The 16652-nt window shown below is 57.8% G+C and carries 15 protein-coding genes; 5 read left to right on the forward strand and 10 right to left on the reverse strand.

What is annotated here, in order from left to right:
* The first annotated feature begins 69 nt into the window (after window positions 1-69).
* The gene (gene serA, locus EH206_RS03045) at window positions 70-1299 is read left to right on the forward strand and encodes a phosphoglycerate dehydrogenase (protein WP_009111349.1); all 1230 of its coding nucleotides are present in this window, start codon (window positions 70-72) and stop codon (window positions 1297-1299) included.
* Between the two features lie 171 nt (window positions 1300-1470).
* Here serA and EH206_RS03055 read toward each other — a convergent pair whose 3' ends face one another.
* Together EH206_RS03055 and ettA are read right to left on the reverse strand one after the other, a co-directional pair.
* The gene (locus EH206_RS03055) at window positions 1471-2472 is read right to left on the reverse strand and encodes a zinc-binding alcohol dehydrogenase family protein (protein ID WP_009111350.1); all 1002 of its coding nucleotides are present in this window, start codon (window positions 2470-2472) and stop codon (window positions 1471-1473) included.
* A 344-nt stretch (window positions 2473-2816) separates the two neighbouring features.
* A complete protein-coding gene (gene ettA, locus EH206_RS03060; protein WP_009111351.1) occupies window positions 2817-4484 on the reverse strand; it encodes an energy-dependent translational throttle protein EttA in 1668 nt (555 codons plus the stop codon).
* A 328-nt stretch (window positions 4485-4812) separates the two neighbouring features.
* Between ettA and sltY the strand changes: the two genes are divergently transcribed.
* Complete coding sequence (sltY, locus tag EH206_RS03065) at window positions 4813-6741, forward strand: murein transglycosylase (RefSeq protein WP_009111352.1); 1929 nt, start codon at window positions 4813-4815, stop codon at window positions 6739-6741.
* 74 nt (window positions 6742-6815) lie between these two features.
* The gene (trpR, locus tag EH206_RS03070; RefSeq protein ID WP_009111353.1) at window positions 6816-7163 is read left to right on the forward strand and encodes a trp operon repressor; all 348 of its coding nucleotides are present in this window, start codon (window positions 6816-6818) and stop codon (window positions 7161-7163) included.
* Here the strand turns inward: trpR and yjjX are convergent.
* On the reverse strand, window positions 7160-7696 hold the full coding sequence (gene yjjX, locus EH206_RS03075) for an inosine/xanthosine triphosphatase (protein WP_009111354.1): 537 nt from the start codon (window positions 7694-7696) through the stop codon (window positions 7160-7162). The genes trpR and yjjX overlap by 4 nt on opposite strands.
* A 51-nt stretch (window positions 7697-7747) precedes the next feature.
* On the opposite strand from yjjX, the gene gpmB reads away from it, so the two are divergent.
* The gene (gene gpmB / locus EH206_RS03080; protein ID WP_009111355.1) at window positions 7748-8398 is read left to right on the forward strand and encodes a 2,3-diphosphoglycerate-dependent phosphoglycerate mutase GpmB; all 651 of its coding nucleotides are present in this window, start codon (window positions 7748-7750) and stop codon (window positions 8396-8398) included.
* On the opposite strand, the gene robA is transcribed toward gpmB, so the two are convergent.
* The gene (gene robA / locus EH206_RS03085; RefSeq protein ID WP_009111356.1) at window positions 8387-9277 is read right to left on the reverse strand and encodes an MDR efflux pump AcrAB transcriptional activator RobA; all 891 of its coding nucleotides are present in this window, start codon (window positions 9275-9277) and stop codon (window positions 8387-8389) included. The two genes, gpmB and robA, sit on opposite strands and share 12 nt — an antisense overlap.
* Window positions 9278-9478: 201 nt before the next feature.
* Between robA and creA the strand changes: the two genes are divergently transcribed.
* Entirely contained in the window at window positions 9479-9967 is a 489-nt protein-coding gene (creA, locus tag EH206_RS03090; RefSeq protein WP_009111357.1) for a protein CreA, read from the forward strand.
* Between the two features lie 75 nt (window positions 9968-10042).
* Here the strand turns inward: creA and arcA are convergent, their stop codons facing one another.
* From arcA to EH206_RS03120, 6 genes are all read right to left on the reverse strand, one after another.
* Window positions 10043-10759 carry a two-component system response regulator ArcA gene (gene arcA, locus EH206_RS03095; protein ID WP_009111358.1) on the reverse strand — a complete coding sequence of 239 codons (717 nt, stop codon included), beginning with the start codon at window positions 10757-10759 and terminating at the stop codon, window positions 10043-10045.
* 346 nt (window positions 10760-11105) lie between these two features.
* Entirely contained in the window at window positions 11106-11390 is a 285-nt protein-coding gene (locus EH206_RS03100; RefSeq protein WP_136163859.1) for a hypothetical protein, read from the reverse strand.
* A gap of 3 nt (window positions 11391-11393) precedes the next feature.
* A complete protein-coding gene (locus EH206_RS03105) occupies window positions 11394-13010 on the reverse strand; it encodes a dipeptide ABC transporter ATP-binding protein (RefSeq protein ID WP_009111359.1) in 1617 nt (538 codons plus the stop codon).
* 29 nt (window positions 13011-13039) lie between these two features.
* On the reverse strand, window positions 13040-14515 hold the full coding sequence (locus tag EH206_RS03110; RefSeq protein WP_009111360.1) for a Sapep family Mn(2+)-dependent dipeptidase: 1476 nt from the start codon (window positions 14513-14515) through the stop codon (window positions 13040-13042).
* Between the two features lie 242 nt (window positions 14516-14757).
* Window positions 14758-15642: an oligopeptide ABC transporter permease gene (gene opp4C / locus EH206_RS03115; RefSeq protein ID WP_009111361.1), complete on the reverse strand. Its 885-nt coding sequence runs from the start codon at window positions 15640-15642 to the stop codon at window positions 14758-14760.
* The gene (locus tag EH206_RS03120) at window positions 15639-16607 is read right to left on the reverse strand and encodes an ABC transporter permease (RefSeq protein ID WP_009111362.1); all 969 of its coding nucleotides are present in this window, start codon (window positions 16605-16607) and stop codon (window positions 15639-15641) included. The genes opp4C and EH206_RS03120 overlap by 4 nt, the downstream gene beginning before the upstream one ends.
* Window positions 16608-16652 lie beyond the last annotated feature (45 nt).

A 16652-nucleotide genomic window follows, 5' to 3' on the forward strand; every position in this document is an offset into this window, starting at 1 on the left:
ATTTTTGTTATGTTGGCAGAGGCTGTTTAGCAAACTGCCGCATCTGAAGTCTGAAAATAAGGTCGGGAAATGGCAAAGGTATCATTAGAAAAAGATAAGATTAAGTTTCTGTTCGTTGAAGGGGTGCATCAGAGCGCGCTGGAAAATCTGCGCGCCGCGGGTTACACCAACATCGAATATCACAAAGGCGCACTGGATCCGGAAGCGTTGAAAGCCTCCATCCGCGACGCGCATTTCGTCGGTATTCGCTCGCGTACGCACCTGACGGAAGACGTTTTCTCCGCCGCTGAAAAACTGATTGCGGTCGGCTGTTTTTGTATCGGTACCAATCAGGTTGAACTGCCGTCGGCGACAAAACGCGGTATTCCGGTATTCAACGCGCCTTTTTCCAATACCCGCTCGGTAGCTGAGATGGTGCTTGGCGAAATGCTGTTGCTGCTGCGCGGTATTCCGGCGGCGAACGCCAAAGCGCATCGCGGCGTCTGGCACAAGCTGGCCGTCGGTTCCTATGAAGCACGCGGCAAGAAGCTGGGCATCATCGGCTACGGTCATATCGGTATGCAGTTGGGCATTCTGGCGGAAAGTCTGGGTATGCACGTTTATTTCTATGATATCGAAAGTAAGCTCCCGCTGGGGAATGCCCAGCAGGTTCGCCATTTTTCCGATCTGCTGAATATGAGCGACGTGGTCAGCCTGCATGTGCCGGAAACGGAAAGTACCCAGAATATGATGGGGGCCGAAGAGCTGACGCTGATGAAGCCGGGTTCGATTCTGATTAACGCGTCGCGCGGTACGGTGGTTGATATTGCCGCGCTGTCCGAGGCATTGACCAGCAAGCATATCGCCGGCGCGGCGATTGACGTCTTCCCGCAAGAGCCGGCATCCAACAGCGATCCGTTTCTGTCACCGCTATGCGAGTTTGATAACGTGTTGCTGACGCCGCATATCGGTGGTTCAACGCAGGAAGCTCAGGAAAATATCGGTGCCGAAGTCGCCGGAAAACTGGCTAAATATTCGGATAATGGCTCCACGCTGTCCGCGGTCAACTTCCCTGAAGTTTCACTGCCCGTTCATGGCGAACGCGCCCGCCTGCTGCACATTCACGAAAATCGCCCTGGCGTACTGACGCAGATTAACCAGATTTTTGCCGAACAGGGCATCAATATCGCGGCGCAGTATTTGCAAACCAGCGCGGAGATTGGTTATGTGGTGATTGATGTTGAAACTGACGGCGCGCATACGGCGTTACAACTGATGAAAGCGATACCCGGCACTATCCGTGCCCGTCTGTTGTACTGATAAGTTTAGTTTGCCGACAAAGCTGTCTGTGAGTCTGAGATACACGGGCCTACCGTACCGAGGGGCGCTCCGGCGGCTTACGCCGCTACGGCCCCTCGCCACGCTCTCCCTAATATCAAACTTTATTCAGCGGTCTGTGACCAGCCCCTCTCCGGGGCTGGTGTTTCCCCGTCAGAAGGCAATAACCACCTTGCCGCGCATATGTCCTTCCAGCACTTTCCGATGAGCCTGGCGTAGCGTTTCAACGCTCAGCCCCTGCAAGGTTTCGCTTGCCGTTCCCTGTAATTTTCCCGTATCGATCAAATGGGCGACCTCCTGCAGAATTTCTCCCTGCCGGCTGATATCGGGCGTGTTGAACATGCTGCGGGTAAACATGAATTCCCAATGCAGCACGGCGCTTTTTAGCTTCAGGGCGTTTTGATCGAGCGGATGCTGATTTTCCACGATGGTGCAGATGTGTCCCAGCGGGGCAATCAGTTTGCTGATGGCATCCCAGTGGCCGTCGGTATCATTCAGGCAGAAAATATAGTCTACCTGTTTGATGCCTTCTTTTTCCAGCCCGTCAACCAGATGGCGATAATCGACTACCAGATGCGCCCCGCGCTGGCGACACCATTCCGCCGAATCAGGGCGCGACGCCGTGGCGATGATTTTTACCGGGCTGCGCAGGGCGGCAAGCGAAATCGCCAGCGATCCTACGCCGCCGGCCCCGCCGATAATCAGCAGCGTTTTTTCTTCATCCGCCTGCTGGATTTTCAGATGTTCAAATAAGCCTTCCCAGGCGGTAAGGGAGGTGAGCGGCAGCGCCGCGGCCGCGGGCCAGTCCAGCGAGACGGGTTTATGCGCCGCGATGCGGGCGTCGATCAACTGATGGGTACTGTTGCTGCCGGGGCGGGTAATATCGCCGGCATACCATACTTCGTCGCCCACTCTGAAATTGCCGACGGCGTTGCCGGTTTTCACCACCACGCCGCTGGCGTCCCAGCCGAGGATGCGCGGCTGTTGTAAACCGTTTTGGCGCAGCCCGGCATGCACTTTGGTATCGACCGGATTAACGGAAACCGCTTTAACCTCCACCAGAAGATCGTATTCGCCCGGTTCGGGGATTTCCTGGGTAATGGTGATAAAGTTTTCCGGCTGCCGGGGGTCAACGGCTATCGCATGAGCGGTCATGGTGTGGTTCCTCTTTTGGTTTATTGCTGCACATGTCTTGCTTAATACACAGTGTATACCCGTCATACTTCAAGCTGCAGGTGCGTTGGCTGCGCTCAGTCACCCGAATCACTTACTTGAGTAAGCTCATCGGGATTAAATGAGAGACATCCTGTCTCTCGCCGGAGGCCAGCCGTTAGCTGGTCAAATTCGTTCCCGACGAATTTGTCCTTCCCTTGCCGCCTTCCTGCAACCCGAATTATTTAGGGTATAGAACGGCATTGTGCCGAGAGGATAACGCGTTTTTTCGATTAGCGCTCCGTAGGGGAGAGCAAAACGGCCCGCGGGCGCGGGCCGTCGGGCATTTACTTGGCGATCTTTTTGTATTTGATACGGTGCGGTTCCAGAGCGTCGGCGCCGAGCGTACGCTTCTTGTACTCTTCGTATTCGGTAAAATTGCCTTCGAAGAACTCCACTTTCCCCTCATCCTGATAATCCAGAATGTGGGTGGCGATACGGTCGAGGAACCAGCGGTCGTGCGAGATCACCAGGGCGCAGCCGGGGAATTCCAGCAGGGCGTTTTCCAGCGCGCGCAGGGTTTCGATATCCAGGTCGTTGGTGGGTTCGTCAAGCAGTAGAACGTTGCCGCCCACCTGCAACAGCTTCGCCAGATGCAGACGGCCGCGCTCGCCGCCGGAGAGTTCGCCGACGCGCTTACCCTGATCGACCCCTTTGAAGTTGAAACGGCCCACGTAGGCGCGGCTTGGCATCTCGGTGCTGCCGATACGCATGATATCCTGCCCGCCGGAAACCTCTTCCCACACGGTTTTACCGTTGTCCATCGCGTCGCGGAACTGATCGACCGACGCCAGCTTCACCGTTTCGCCCAGTTCGATGGTGCCGCTATCCGGCTGCTCTTGGCCGGACATCATGCGGAACAGCGTCGATTTACCGGCGCCGTTCGGCCCGATGATGCCGACGATCGCCCCTTTCGGCACCGAGAAGGAGAGCCCGTCGATCAACTGGCGTTCGCCATAGGATTTTCTCAGGCCGGCGACTTCAACCACTTTATCGCCCAGGCGCGGACCCGGTGGAATAAACAGTTCGTTGGTTTCGTTGCGTTTCTGGTATTCCGTGCTGTTAAGCTCTTCAAAGCGCGCCAGACGCGCCTTGCCCTTGGACTGGCGGCCTTTGGCTCCCTGACGCACCCACTCCAGCTCTTTCTCGATGGATTTGCGCCGCGCCGCTTCGGAAGAGGCTTCCTGCGCCAGACGCTGATCTTTCTGCTCCAGCCAGGAAGAGTAGTTGCCTTCCCAGGGAATGCCTTCGCCGCGGTCCAGTTCCAGAATCCAGCCCGCGACGTTATCAAGAAAGTAACGGTCGTGGGTGATGGCCACCACGGTGCCCTCGAAGTCGTGCAGGAAGCGCTCCAGCCAGGCCACGGATTCCGCATCCAGGTGGTTGGTGGGTTCGTCCAGCAGCAGCATGTCCGGTTTTTCCAGCAGCAGGCGGCACAGCGCTACGCGGCGGCGCTCGCCGCCGGAAAGATTGGCGACTTTGGCGTCCCAGTCCGGCAGGCGCAGCGCATCCGCCGCCCGCTCCAGCTGGTTGTTCAGGTTGTGGCCGTCGTGGGCCTGGATGATCTCTTCCAGTTTGCCCTGCTCGGCGGCCAGTTTATCGAAATCCGCATCCGGTTCGGCGTACAGGGCATACACTTCATCCAGGCGTTTCAGCGCCTCCACCACTTCGGCTACGGCTTCCTCAACCGATTCGCGCACGCTATGCTCCGGGTTGAGTTGCGGTTCCTGCGGCAGATAGCCGATTTTGATGCCGGGTTGCGGGCGGGCCTCGCCTTCAATGTCCTTATCGATGCCGGCCATAATGCGCAGCAGCGTCGATTTACCGGCTCCGTTCAGGCCCAGCACGCCAATTTTGGCGCCGGGGAAAAAGCTGAGGGAGATGTTTTTCAGAATATGACGCTTCGGCGGAACGACTTTACCGACGCGATGCATGGTATAAACATATTGAGCCACGTTGCGACTTCGCCTCTTTCTGTCTGTGTTGTATTGACACGATGACGCCTTTGCGGCGGATCGATCATTCTGATCCCGGAGTGTAGCCGGTTTCGGCGCCCGATCCCAGCTATCCGGCCATTTGCCGTGATGGGTAGACGGCGAAGCCGCCCCCATTGAGGAAAAGATGCGCATGGTTCGGCATTCTGCCCGATTGGCATGTCGTTGTTTTGTATGATGTGCCACACTTGAACAGTGCAAGCAGGATAACGGCGATTTTTTTGCGCAAGCGGTTTGCTGGCGTTGATATTTTGCGTCATGTCGATAACGGATGAGGTTAACGCAGGTTATGGTTAAAGCGGGTCATTGGTGGTACGCCATTGCGGCGGTATGTCTGGCAGGAGCTTCGGGTCACGCGCTGGCGGATTCTCTGGACGAGCAGCGTCAGCGTTATCAGCAGGTTAAACAGGCGTGGGATAGCAACCAGTTGGACGTGGTGGCGCGGATTATGCCGACGCTGCGCGACTATCCGCTCTATCCTTATCTGGAATATCGCTCGCTGACGCAGGATCTGAGCCAGGTCAGCGCTTCACAGGTTAAGCAATTCATTACCACCCATCCCACATTGCCGCCGGCGCGTAATCTGCATACCAGCTTTGTCAATGAATTGGCGCGCCGTCAGGACTGGCAAGGGCTATTGGCTTTCAGCCCTCAGCCGCCGAAACCGGTGGCGGCGCGCTGTAATTTTCATTACGCGCAGTGGGCTACCGGGCAGCGTCAGGGCGTCTGGGAGGCCACCCGCGATATCTGGCTGACGGGTCGTTCGCTGCCCGCGGTCTGCGATAAACTGTTCGCCGTCTGGCAACAGGCGGGCGAACAGACGCCGCTGACTACGCTGGAGCGGATGCGGCTGGCGATGAACGAAGGCAGCAGCGGGCTGGTGAGTTATCTTGCCCGACAGCTTCCCGACGATTACCAAACCATTAGCGACGCCCTGGTGAAGCTGCAAAGCGATCCGAACACGCTGGAAAGTTTTGCCCGCTCAACGGGGCCGACCGACTTTACCCGCAAAGTCACTCTGTCCGCATTTAGTCGCGTGGCCCGACAGGATGCGGATAACGCCCGTTCCATGTTGCCGGTGCTGGTTCGCCTGCAAAAACTGAGCGCGGAGGAACGCCAGGGAATGGAGGAAACCATCGCCTGGCGTCTGATGGGCAATGACGCTACTGTGCAACAGGCCGCCTGGCGCGATGAGGTGGTGCGGCGCAGCGCTTCCACCACCCTGCTGGAGCGGCGGGTGCGAATGGCGCTGGGAACCGGGGACCGGCAGGGGTTGGCGACCTGGCTGGCGCGATTGCCGGCGGAGGCGCGGCAGAAGGATGAATGGCGTTATTGGCAGGCCGCTTTGCTGCTGGATCAGGGAAAACGTCAGGAAGGAGAAGCCTTGTTGCGCGCGCTGATGGCGGAGCGCGGATTCTACCCCATGGTGGCGGCGCAGAAATTGCGTGAAGCCTACCCGATAACCATAAAAGTCGCCGTCAGGCCGGATCGCGCCTTAGCGCAGCGGCCGGAGGTCGCCCGCGTGCGGGAACTGATGTTCTGGCGCATGGACAATCTGGCGCGCGGCGAGTGGGTGGGGCTGGTGGCCGGCAGCACGCCGTCGCAGCAGGAGGCGCTGGCGCGCTACGCGTTCGAGCAGCGCTGGGCCGACTTAAGCGTGCAGGCCACCATCGTCGCCAAGCTGTGGGATCATCTGGAAGAGCGCTTCCCGCTGGCCTGGAACGACGAATTCCTGCGCGCCACGCAGGATAAAGGCATCAGCCAGAGTTACGCCATGGCGATAGCCCGCCAGGAGAGCGCCTGGAATCCGCAGGCGCGTTCACCGGTCGGCGCCTCCGGGCTTATGCAGCTAATGCCGGCGACGGCGCAACAGACGGCGAAGATGAGCAATATCGCCGGATACGGCAACAGCAGCCAGCTGTTTGACCCGCAGACGAATATCCTGTTGGGAACCAGTTATCTGGAGTATGTCTATCAGACTTTCGGCCGCAACCGTATTCTGGCCTCGGCCGCCTATAATGCGGGGCCGTCCCGCGTCAATACCTGGCTGAGAAACAGCGCGGGACGCATCGATGCCGTGGCGTTTATTGAGAGTATTCCGTTCTCCGAAACGCGCGGATATGTGAAAAACGTGCTGGCGTACGACGTTTTTTATCGTCATTTTCTGCGCCAGCCCGCCGGCGTGCTGACCGATGCGGAATGGCAGCGGCGTTACTGAGCGCGATCCGTGCGATCATTTTTCATAACCTGTGATATGCTGCCGTACTAGTTAAATAGTATGGTAGCCCCGTTATGACTCCGTTATCTCTTAACCATCCCGCGCTCTCCGAGCAGGACAATAAAGACTGGCTACGTTTTGTGGCGTTATTGCAGCAGTCAATGAGCGAAGACCTTCATCTGCCGTTATTACATCTGTTGTTGACCGAGGACGAACGCACCGCTTTGGGTACGCGGGTACGTATCATTCAGGAACTGATACGTGGCGAAATGAGTCAGCGTGAGCTGAAAAATGAACTGGGGGCGGGGATCGCCACCATCACCAGGGGGTCGAACAGCCTGAAGGCCGCGCCTCCCGCGCTGAAAAACTGGCTGGAAGCGCAATTGCTGCCGGTAGATAAAGAGCAAGGCAACCCGGGTTAATTTACAATCTGTATCGGCGTCTGATAGATAGGATTATGGAAAGGGACCAGCGCCAGCAACAGCGCCTGATGATAAACGCTGGCGCGCGATAGTTTGCCGTCGGTGAAAACCCCGATTGCCCCGCCCTGGCGTTTAATATCCTGAATACCCGTCAACCGCGCCATTTCATCGCCTAATTCTCTCCCCGCGCGGATACCCTGTAATATACTTTCAGGCAGAACCAGGCTGGCGGAACGTGACTCACCGCGCTGGCGGGTGTTTTCAACCACCATCCAGGCGAAGGTCATATGTTCTTCTATCCCTGCTTCAACGCCAACCCAAAAATCAGCTTCCGGGCGTACCTGACGAGCCATCATCACCCGGTTTCTGGCCCCGGTGCGGGTTTCAACCGAACCGAGAGGCTGGCGTGGCACGCCGCTGTCGACGTCGACACCTTCTATACGGCAATTGTCTGCGCCAAAGACATCCGTGAATGCTAAAGTAATAGCTTCAATTTTTGCCGGGTTGGTGGTCGCAGCTACAACGTGATACATAACGGTTTCGTACTCTTTAGTTAATTTGACGCAGTATAACGGAAAATAACCATGTTACAGGTATATCTTGTTCGCCACGGCGAAACAGAATGGAATGTGGCGCGACGTATTCAGGGGCACTCCGACAGCGCGCTAACGCCCCGGGGGGAGCATCAGGCGCATCAGGTCGCGGAACGGGTAAAAAAATTGGGCATCACGCATATTCTTACCAGTGATTTAGGGCGTACCCGCCGGACCACGGAAATTATCGCCCAGGCGTGCGGCGACTGTAAGATAATCATTGAGCCGCGCCTGCGCGAACTTAATATGGGTATCCTGGAGGAACGGGATATTGACCTGCTGAGTCCGCAAGAGGAAGGGTGGCGTAAACAGCTGGTGGATGGCACGCCTGACGGGCGCATCCCGCAGGGCGAGTCGATGGCGGAACTGGCGACGCGCATGCACGCGGTGCTGGAGCGTTGTCTGACGCTGCCGGAAGGGAGCCGCCCGCTGTTGGTCAGTCACGGTATGGCGCTGGGATGCCTGCTCAGTACGGTACTTGGCTTACCCGCCTGGGCTGAGCGTCGGCTGCGTCTGCGCAACTGTTCCCTGTCGCGCCTTGATTATCAACACAGTCCGTGGTTGGCCTCCGGGTGGGTGGTTGAAACCGCTGGTGATATTTCGCATCTGGATGCCCCGGCCCTGGATGAGTTACAACGATAACGATGAGCCGCTGATCGGAATCAGGTATTCACAGCGGATGACGGCCGGCGGGCGGTCTGTGGTATCTTTGATGTCCTTCGGCGGGTGGAAACGTTCGATATCGAACTCTTTGCGGCGGATAAGTTTGAGCGTAGGCAGACAGGTGTCATACAGGGTGACGATAAAGTCCTGTAGCCCGTCCGTCGGGCCTTCATAGATAAACAGCGCATACTCCCCGCCGGGCAGGGTGATGGCTTCTCCGGGATGTGCGCCTTCGGGCAAATGCCGTGGTTCCAGCGCGGTGGTGTATAGAACCTCATGCTCGTCATCTTTCTCTTTATTGGGCCGTGAGTGATGCAGGCCGTAAAGCACCGGCGGAACGGTTTTGGCTTCGCCGAGAAACTGACGCCAGTAGTGAACGCGGATTTCAGTGCGGAAATTACAAATCTGCTCCAGACTACAGTTGTAGGATTGCGTCATCCCCACCAGCGGAGTTTCCGGCAGCGTAACAAACTGCGGTTGCGGCAGGGTGAACTCGCCAAGCCGGATCGGCGGATGGATGCCGAAGGTGTCCCAGTTATCGGAACGCCGATAGGATGCGGGCGTTTGTGCGAACTGCTTTTTGAATGCGCGAGTGAAGGTTTGCTGAGAATCGAAGCGATACTGCAGGGCGATATCAAGGATCGGTCTGCTGGTCAGACACAGCGCCACGGCGGCTTTGGTTAGCCGACGGGCGCGGATGTAGGAACCAATCGCATGTCCGGTTACATCTTTGAACATTCTTTGTAAATGCCATTTGGAGTAACCTGCTTTTGCCGCCACATGATCAAGTGATAATGGTTGATCGAGATGGCTTTCCAGCCAGTTAAGCAGGTCACGTATGATACTGGCTTGATCCATAGAAGATCTTCCTCATAAAACACACTGAACACTAAGCGCATGGAGAGCCTGCATCATAGCAATTTTTTTACATCGGCACTGCCTAAGATTTTGACGATGTTCGGTTGGTTATTCAAATAATACAATATGGGCGGCGGTGTGGAACGCCTTTGCGTCATGCGCATATTAATCACTGATGATGAGTAATCTGAGAGTAGGAAGATGAAAAAAAAGTTTATGTTGAGCGTTAGTTTATTGATGTTGTCTGTGAACGCGGTTCAGGCCGAAGAGGTCGGCTCCGTCGATACCACGTTTAAACTGCTGGGGCCGGACCACAAGATTGTGCTGGAAGCCTTTGACGATCCTGATGTGGATAACGTGACCTGCTACATCAGCCGGGCGAAAACCGGCGGCATCAAGGGCGGGTTAGGGCTGGCGGAGGATACGGCGGACGCGGCGATCTCTTGTCAGCAGGTCGGGCCGATAGCGCTGAGCGACAAAATAAAAAACGGCGGCAAGAGAGGGGTGGTGGTGTTCCAGAAACGCACCTCGCTGGTGTTTAAAAAATTGCAGGTGGTGCGCTTTTACGATGGGAAACGCAATGCGCTGATCTATCTGGCCTATTCCGATCGTCTGGTGGAAGGGTCGCCGAAAAATGCGTTAAGCGCCGTGCCGGTGATGCCGTGGGCGCAAAGTGCTGGCGGGGAGTAGCGGGAAAACCATCGGCGGTGCAAGAGAAGTTGCCGAAGCAGGGAGTGGAAGCTCGCTGCTTCGGCCTGAAGGGAGTCACTCTTCCAGATCGCCGCAGAAACGGTAACCTTCGCCGTGGATAGTGGCGATGATTTCCGGCGTATCGGCGGTGGATTCAAAATGCTTACGAATGCGGCGGATGGTGACGTCGACCGTACGGTCGTGAGGCTTCAACTCGCGTCCGGTCATTTTCTTCAGCAGCTCCGCGCGGGATTGAATTTTGCCCGGGTTTTCACAGAAATGCAGCATGGCGCGGAATTCACTGCGCGGCAGCTTGTATTGCTCGCCCGTGGGGCTGACCAGCGAACGGCTGTTGATGTCCAGCTCCCAACCGTTAAAACGATAGCTTTCAACCAAACGACGCTCTTCCGTACCGCCACTCAGATTCATGGTACGCGACAGCAAGTTACGGGCACGGATGGTTAACTCTCGGGGATTGAACGGTTTGGTGATATAGTCATCGGCACCGATTTCCAAGCCAAGAATCTTGTCCACTTCGTTGTCGCGGCCGGTCAGGAACATCAGCGCGACGCTGGCTTGTTCACGCAGTTCGCGCGCCAATAGCAAACCGTTTTTACCCGGCAGATTAATATCCATAATCACCAGATTAATGTCGTTCTCGGACAAAATGTGATGCATTTCTGCACCGTCTGTGGCCTCGTGAACGAGGTATCCTTCCGCCTCAAAAATACTTTTGAGGGTATTGCGAGTTACCAACTCGTCTTCAACAATAAGAATGTGCGGCGTCTGCATGTTTGCTACCTGAATTGCCAACTAAAATAATAAAGAGAAGTACAGAAGTCACTGTTATAATTGGAGTTTTTAGGTAAAGAGCCACCATCTCACTCAACATCGGACTAAAGTACGTAAATGCGTTCTTGATGCTCATTCACCTGCACGAAAATGCGCTAAACAGGCGATAACGGAGCCAGACTAACAGAGCTCAAAGTGGTGCATAGTTTAACCTTATTAACAGCAACATAACAGTAAACACTGATTTTGCCGGCTGATAAATCTACGGTTCCATTGACATATATCAAATTTCATTGTAGCACGTTAACTATTTTGTGAAAAACACTTAGCAGAATGCCTGTTTAAGTCACAATTTAGCACTTTTTGAGCACGATTCAGCATGGCCGGTCGCCGGGATGAATCGGGCGGTGCCGACTCCTTTTTTATTAATGAAATGATATAAATAAAATTTATCGCTCAATGATTTTTTATCATACTGAAAAATGTTTTTCCCTTGCAGTGAAAACACATTGAGATGCTTTTGTGAATTAAATGTTTTCACATGTTGCGGCAAGACTTTGCGCTTGATTAGTGGTGATAACGTCTTTTTGCCGGGCTTTGCGGCGCGCATAGGTCCGCGGGGCGTGAGCACGGTTTAGGGCCTGCGGCTTGCCGTCAGCGGGTGCAGCATGCTGTCGACGAGCCGTGCGGTGTAGGCGTGGCCGGGCCGATGGAGGACGTTATCCACGCTGCCGTATTCCATCAGGCGGCCGTCTTTTAATACCGCCACGTCGCGACACAGCTGGCTGACCACCACCAGATCGTGGCTGATAAATAAGCAACTGAACTGATATTCCCGCTGGAGTTTTTGCAGCAAATCCAGAATGTGCGCCTGCACTGAAACATCCAGCGCCGACGTCGGCTCATCGGCAATCAGCAGCGTCGGTTTCAGCGCCAGCGCCCGGGCGATGGCCACGCGCTGGCACTGGCCGCCGGAGAGCTGGTGCGGATAGCGCTGACGCCATTGCGCCCCCAGCCCGACCTGTTCCAGCAGGCTGTCCACCTGGGCGGCGACGGCCGCTTTGCTGGCGTCGGTATGCACTTCCAGCGGCTCGGCGATGGACTGGGCGATACTGTAGCGCGGATTGAGCGAACTGCGCGGGCTTTGAAACACAAAGCCGATGGCCTGGCGAATACGCCGGATATCCTCGCTTTTTCCGCGCGCCATGCTGACATTATCGATGGTGATATCGCCCGCGCTGGGGGAGATAAGCCCCGCCAGCGCCCGTCCCAACGTCGATTTTCCCGACCCGGACTCTCCGACAAGACCGGTAAAACAGCCCGCCGGCAGCGACAGGGAGACGTTGTCCAGCGCACGAAAACGCTGCCCGCGGCGGCGATATTCCACATGCAAACCCTCAACGTTCACCCGCACCGGCGCATCGGCAAACGCGGCCGCCGGTGGTTTTCGCTGATAGCGCGGGATGGCGGCCAGCAGGGCGCGGGTGTAGTCAGCCCGCGGCCGAGAGAACAGGTCGGCGATGTCGGCGGTTTCGACGATTTCCCCCCGACGCAGCACGATCGCCCGATCGGCGATATTCGCCACCACCCCCATATCGTGGGTAATCAGCAGGATGGCAATGTCGATGCGCCGGCGAAGCTGGCGCAGCATCTGGAGTATCTCTTTCTGTATCGTGGCATCCAGCGCCGTTGTCGGCTCATCGGCGATCAGCATATCCGGATCGCAGGCCAGCGCCATGGCGATCATCACTCGCTGGCATTGGCCGCCGGAAAGCTGGTGCGGGTAGGCGTCGATACGGCCGGCGGCGTCGGGGATCTCCACCAACTGCAGTAATTCCAGCGTACGCGCCCTGGCCGCCGCCCGGTCTCTCGCTTTCTTATGGGTGAGCAGCACTTCGGCGATCTGCTCGCCGATGCTGAACACAGGATCCAGCGCCAGCCGCGGATCCTGGAAAATCATGGCGATGCGTTTGCCGCGTAATTGTTGTAATTGCCGCGGCGAGGCGTCAAGCAGCGACTGGCCGGCAAAGGTCACCGTTCCGCCGATGCGGGCGTCGGCGGGCAACAGACCGAGAATCGACAGCGCCGTCAGACTCTTGCCCGAACCGGATTCCCCCACCAGCGCCAGCACTTCATGTCGATACAGATCGAAGTTGAGATTGGTCAGTGCGCGCTGGTAGCCCGACGGGTGCTGAAACCCGACGTTGAGGTCGCACACTGTCAGTAAAGGGGAGGGCTTGTCTGCGGGCATCGGCATATTTCCTCAGGGCGGTGAACGGGTTATTGCGGATTTTGCCGCAGCCAGCGATCCAGACGGATGATGGCCAGCACGTAAATCGGGAATACCGACAGCAGCGACGGCAGGTGCAGAGACTCGTCGGCGCCGTGCGGGTAACCATGTCCGGCGGGCAGAAAGTCCGGTATCCGTTTCTCTGTTCGGGCATAGCCGGGTCCGAAGGTGATGCCGCGCGGCAGCACTTTCGAATGGGTGGCGCCGCCCATCGCGTAGGGGGCTTCGTCGCCGGCGCGGATCGCCTGATAGCTTTGCTGCAGGATCTGCACGCGCGGGTCGTCCTCTTCAATATAAAAAGGCGGAGCGTCTTTCCACGTCAGCAGCCGGATCCCATGCGGCAGCAGATGGTGTTCCAACGCGGCGAGCAGGCTTTGCGCGTTTTGCGTCACCGGATAGCGAATATCCAGCGAAACCTGCAGGGCGCGTTCGTGCGGATGAGGACGCCAAATCCCGGCGTTAAACGTCAGCTTACCGGACGGCCGATCTTCAAAGGCGATGCCGATCTCGTCGCCGTAAGGCGATGCCAGCGCCTGTTCAAAAAACAGCGCCGCCTGCCGGTCGAGATCTTTCAGCAGGCGCGCCTCCAGCAGCGCGGAAAACAGCACCCGCACGGCGCTGAGCGTGCCTTCGGGGAAAGCGGCGTGACCGGCGATGCCCTGCGCCTCCACCCACAGCCCGTCGTCTTTGGGCGTTGTCCGGATACGGCCCTGCGCCAGCCCGGCAAGCCGCGACAGCCGTTCGTCGGTCGTCTTTTGATCGACGCCGGTCAGGAGCAGGCCGGCGCGTTCCGGCACGCTGTTGCCGGCGATCCCGGCGGATAAATTCGCCAGCTGCTCGCCCACCGGGACGTTCAGCGTCAGGGTAAGCTGTCCTTTCTGGGCGTAATTGACCGGAAAACGTCCGTCGGTGACGATGGAGATCGCCGGAACCGGCGCGTTCCGCGCATACCAGCTTAGATCTTCCATGCCGGTCTCTTCCGCCAGACCGTAGATAACGCGCAGGTTGTGCGACAGCGGGATCCCCAGATCGCGGATCAGGCGCAGCAGATAGAGATCCACCACGGCGGGGCCTTTGTTATCCGCCACGCCGCGGCCGATCAGAAACTCGCCTTTGCGGGTGACGTCAAACGGCGGATAGACCCAGTTTTCCCCTTCCGGCACCACGTCCAGATGGCTGGCCAGCCCGATTTCCTGCGGATGGTCGCCGTAAATAATCGAACCGGCGTACCCCTGATGGGTTTCGGTGCGAAATCCCAGTTCGCGGGCGCGGTTAAGCGCCAGATCCAGCACCTGGGCGCAGGTCGGCCCGAAAGGCGCGCCGTCGGCGGCCTGATCCGCCCGACTGACGCTGGGAATGCGCACCCAGGCGGTCAAATCGTCGAGCAGCTCCTGCCGATGTTGCGCCACCCACTCATCGATGCGGGACAGCCACTGCTGCTCTTGTTGATTCAGGGATGTAGACATATCGCCTCCGTTATTCAAGCCATTGCCAACGTTTGTTATTAGGGAGAGCGTGGCGAGGGGTCGTAGCGGCGTAAGCCGCCGACAAATTTGCCGGGAGCAAATTTGAACAGCATTTATGCTGACCCGCAAGGGTGGGACACAAGGATGTGTCCCATAATGGCCCCTCGGTACGCTAGGCCCGGGTATCTCGGTCTTACAGGCGACTTTAGTCAGCAACCTCCACTATTCCGGTTATGTAACGACTAGGCTGGCGGCGAGGATGGATCGAACGCCTGCTTCAGCGCGTCGCCGATAAAATTGATGGACAGCACCATAACAAACACCATTAGCCCCGGCGGCAGCCACAGCCACCAGGCATTGCCCAGCACCCGCATGCTTTGCGCCGCCGAAAGCATATTGCCCCAGCTTGCCGTCGGCTGTTTCACCCCCAGACCGAGAAAGCTGAGCGCCGCTTCGGCCAGAATGCCGGTGGCGACGGCCAGCGTGGCGTAGACAATCACCGGCCCCAGCGCGTTAGGCAGCAAATGGCGGAAAATAATGCGCCCGTGCCCGACCGCCATGACCCGGGCGGCGTCCACATACTCCTGGCGGGATAAAGAGAGAAACTCGGCGCGCACCAGACGGGCGATGCCGGTCCAGTTCAGTACGCCGATAATCACCACCACGTTCCAGGTGCTGGCGCCGAGGATCCCCGCCAGGGTGATGGCGATGGCGTAAAAGGGAAAGCACATGATGATGTCGGTAAAGCGCATGATGACGGCGTCGATCCCTTTGCCGAAGTAGCCGGCGATCCCGCCCAGCGTCACGCCGATGGTGAGCTGCAACAGCGTGGCGCTGAACGCCACCAGCACCGACACCTGTCCGCCGTAGATCAGCCGGGTGAATACATCGCGCCCCAGTTCGTCGGTGCCCAGCCAGTGGCGGACGGACGGCGGCGCTTCGATCTGCGCCAGGTCGATATAATTGGGATCCAGTGGGCTGACCAGCGGGACGACGATCACCAGCAGCACGATCAGACTCAGCGCCACCAACCCGATCATCCCGGAACGATGCCGGCGGAAGCGCCGCCACATCACATTGCCCGCGGGCTGCGCCGCGCCGGCCAGCGGAGGAAAAGCGCTGCTCATGATGCGTACCTCACTCGCGGATCGACCAGCGCGTAAAGCATATCGGCCAGCAGGTTGGCCACCAGCGTCAGCAACGCCAGCAGCATGATGATGCCCATCAGCAGGTTGTAGTCGCGGTTCAACACCGCTTCATAGTTGAGGCGGCCGATCCCCGGCCAGGAAAACACGGTTTCGGTCATCAACGCGCCGGAAAACAGCACCGGAATTTCCAGCGACAGAATAGTGATCATCGGCTTGGCGGCGTTTTTCAGCGCGTGTCGCCAAATGATGCGGCGCCGCGACAATCCTTTGGCGTACAGGGTGCGGATAAAATCCTGATCGATAATCCCCAGCATGCTGCTGCGCAGATATTTGATAAACACGGCGCTGTTCATCAGCCCGAGCACCAGCGCCGGCAGCGCCAGATGACGCAGAACGTCCAGCGCGTAATCTAGCCCCTGCAGGGAGTGGCCGAGGGTGACTTTGCCGGAAACCGGCAGCCAGCGCAGATCGACCGCGAAGATTTTGATCAACACCAGCCCGAAAAAGAACGACGGGATGGAGAAAAATACAAAGCTCAGGGAGACGGCGAGGGTGTCCAGCGGCGAATTGCGGTGCAGCGCGGCGAGTATGCCCACCGGCACGGCCACCAGCAGCGAGATGGTCAGCGCCGCGCCGGCCAGCAGCAGGGTATTGCCGAGGCGGCCGGCGATCACCTCGCCGACCTGGGCGCGGTAGTGAAGCGAGAAGCCGAAATCCCCTTGCACGATGCGCGCTAACCATTTGAGGTATTTAAGATAAAGGGGATCGTAATAGCCGACTTTCCGCAATAGCGCCTCTTTTACCGCCGGCGGGGCGCTGGGGTCGATCATCAACGCATAGGGATCGCCGGGCTGCAGATTGATTAATAGAAAAACCAGCAGCGAGATCCCCAGGGCAATCGGCAGCACCAGCAGCAGGCGGCGGGCGAAATAAGCGAGCAACATCAGGCTACGGCGCTCCTTGTCGACGCCGGAACAAAGCCGGAACGG

The sequence above is a fragment of the Brenneria nigrifluens DSM 30175 = ATCC 13028 genome, from assembly GCF_005484965.1.
Taxonomy (GTDB): Bacteria; Pseudomonadota; Gammaproteobacteria; order Enterobacterales; family Enterobacteriaceae; genus Brenneria; species Brenneria nigrifluens.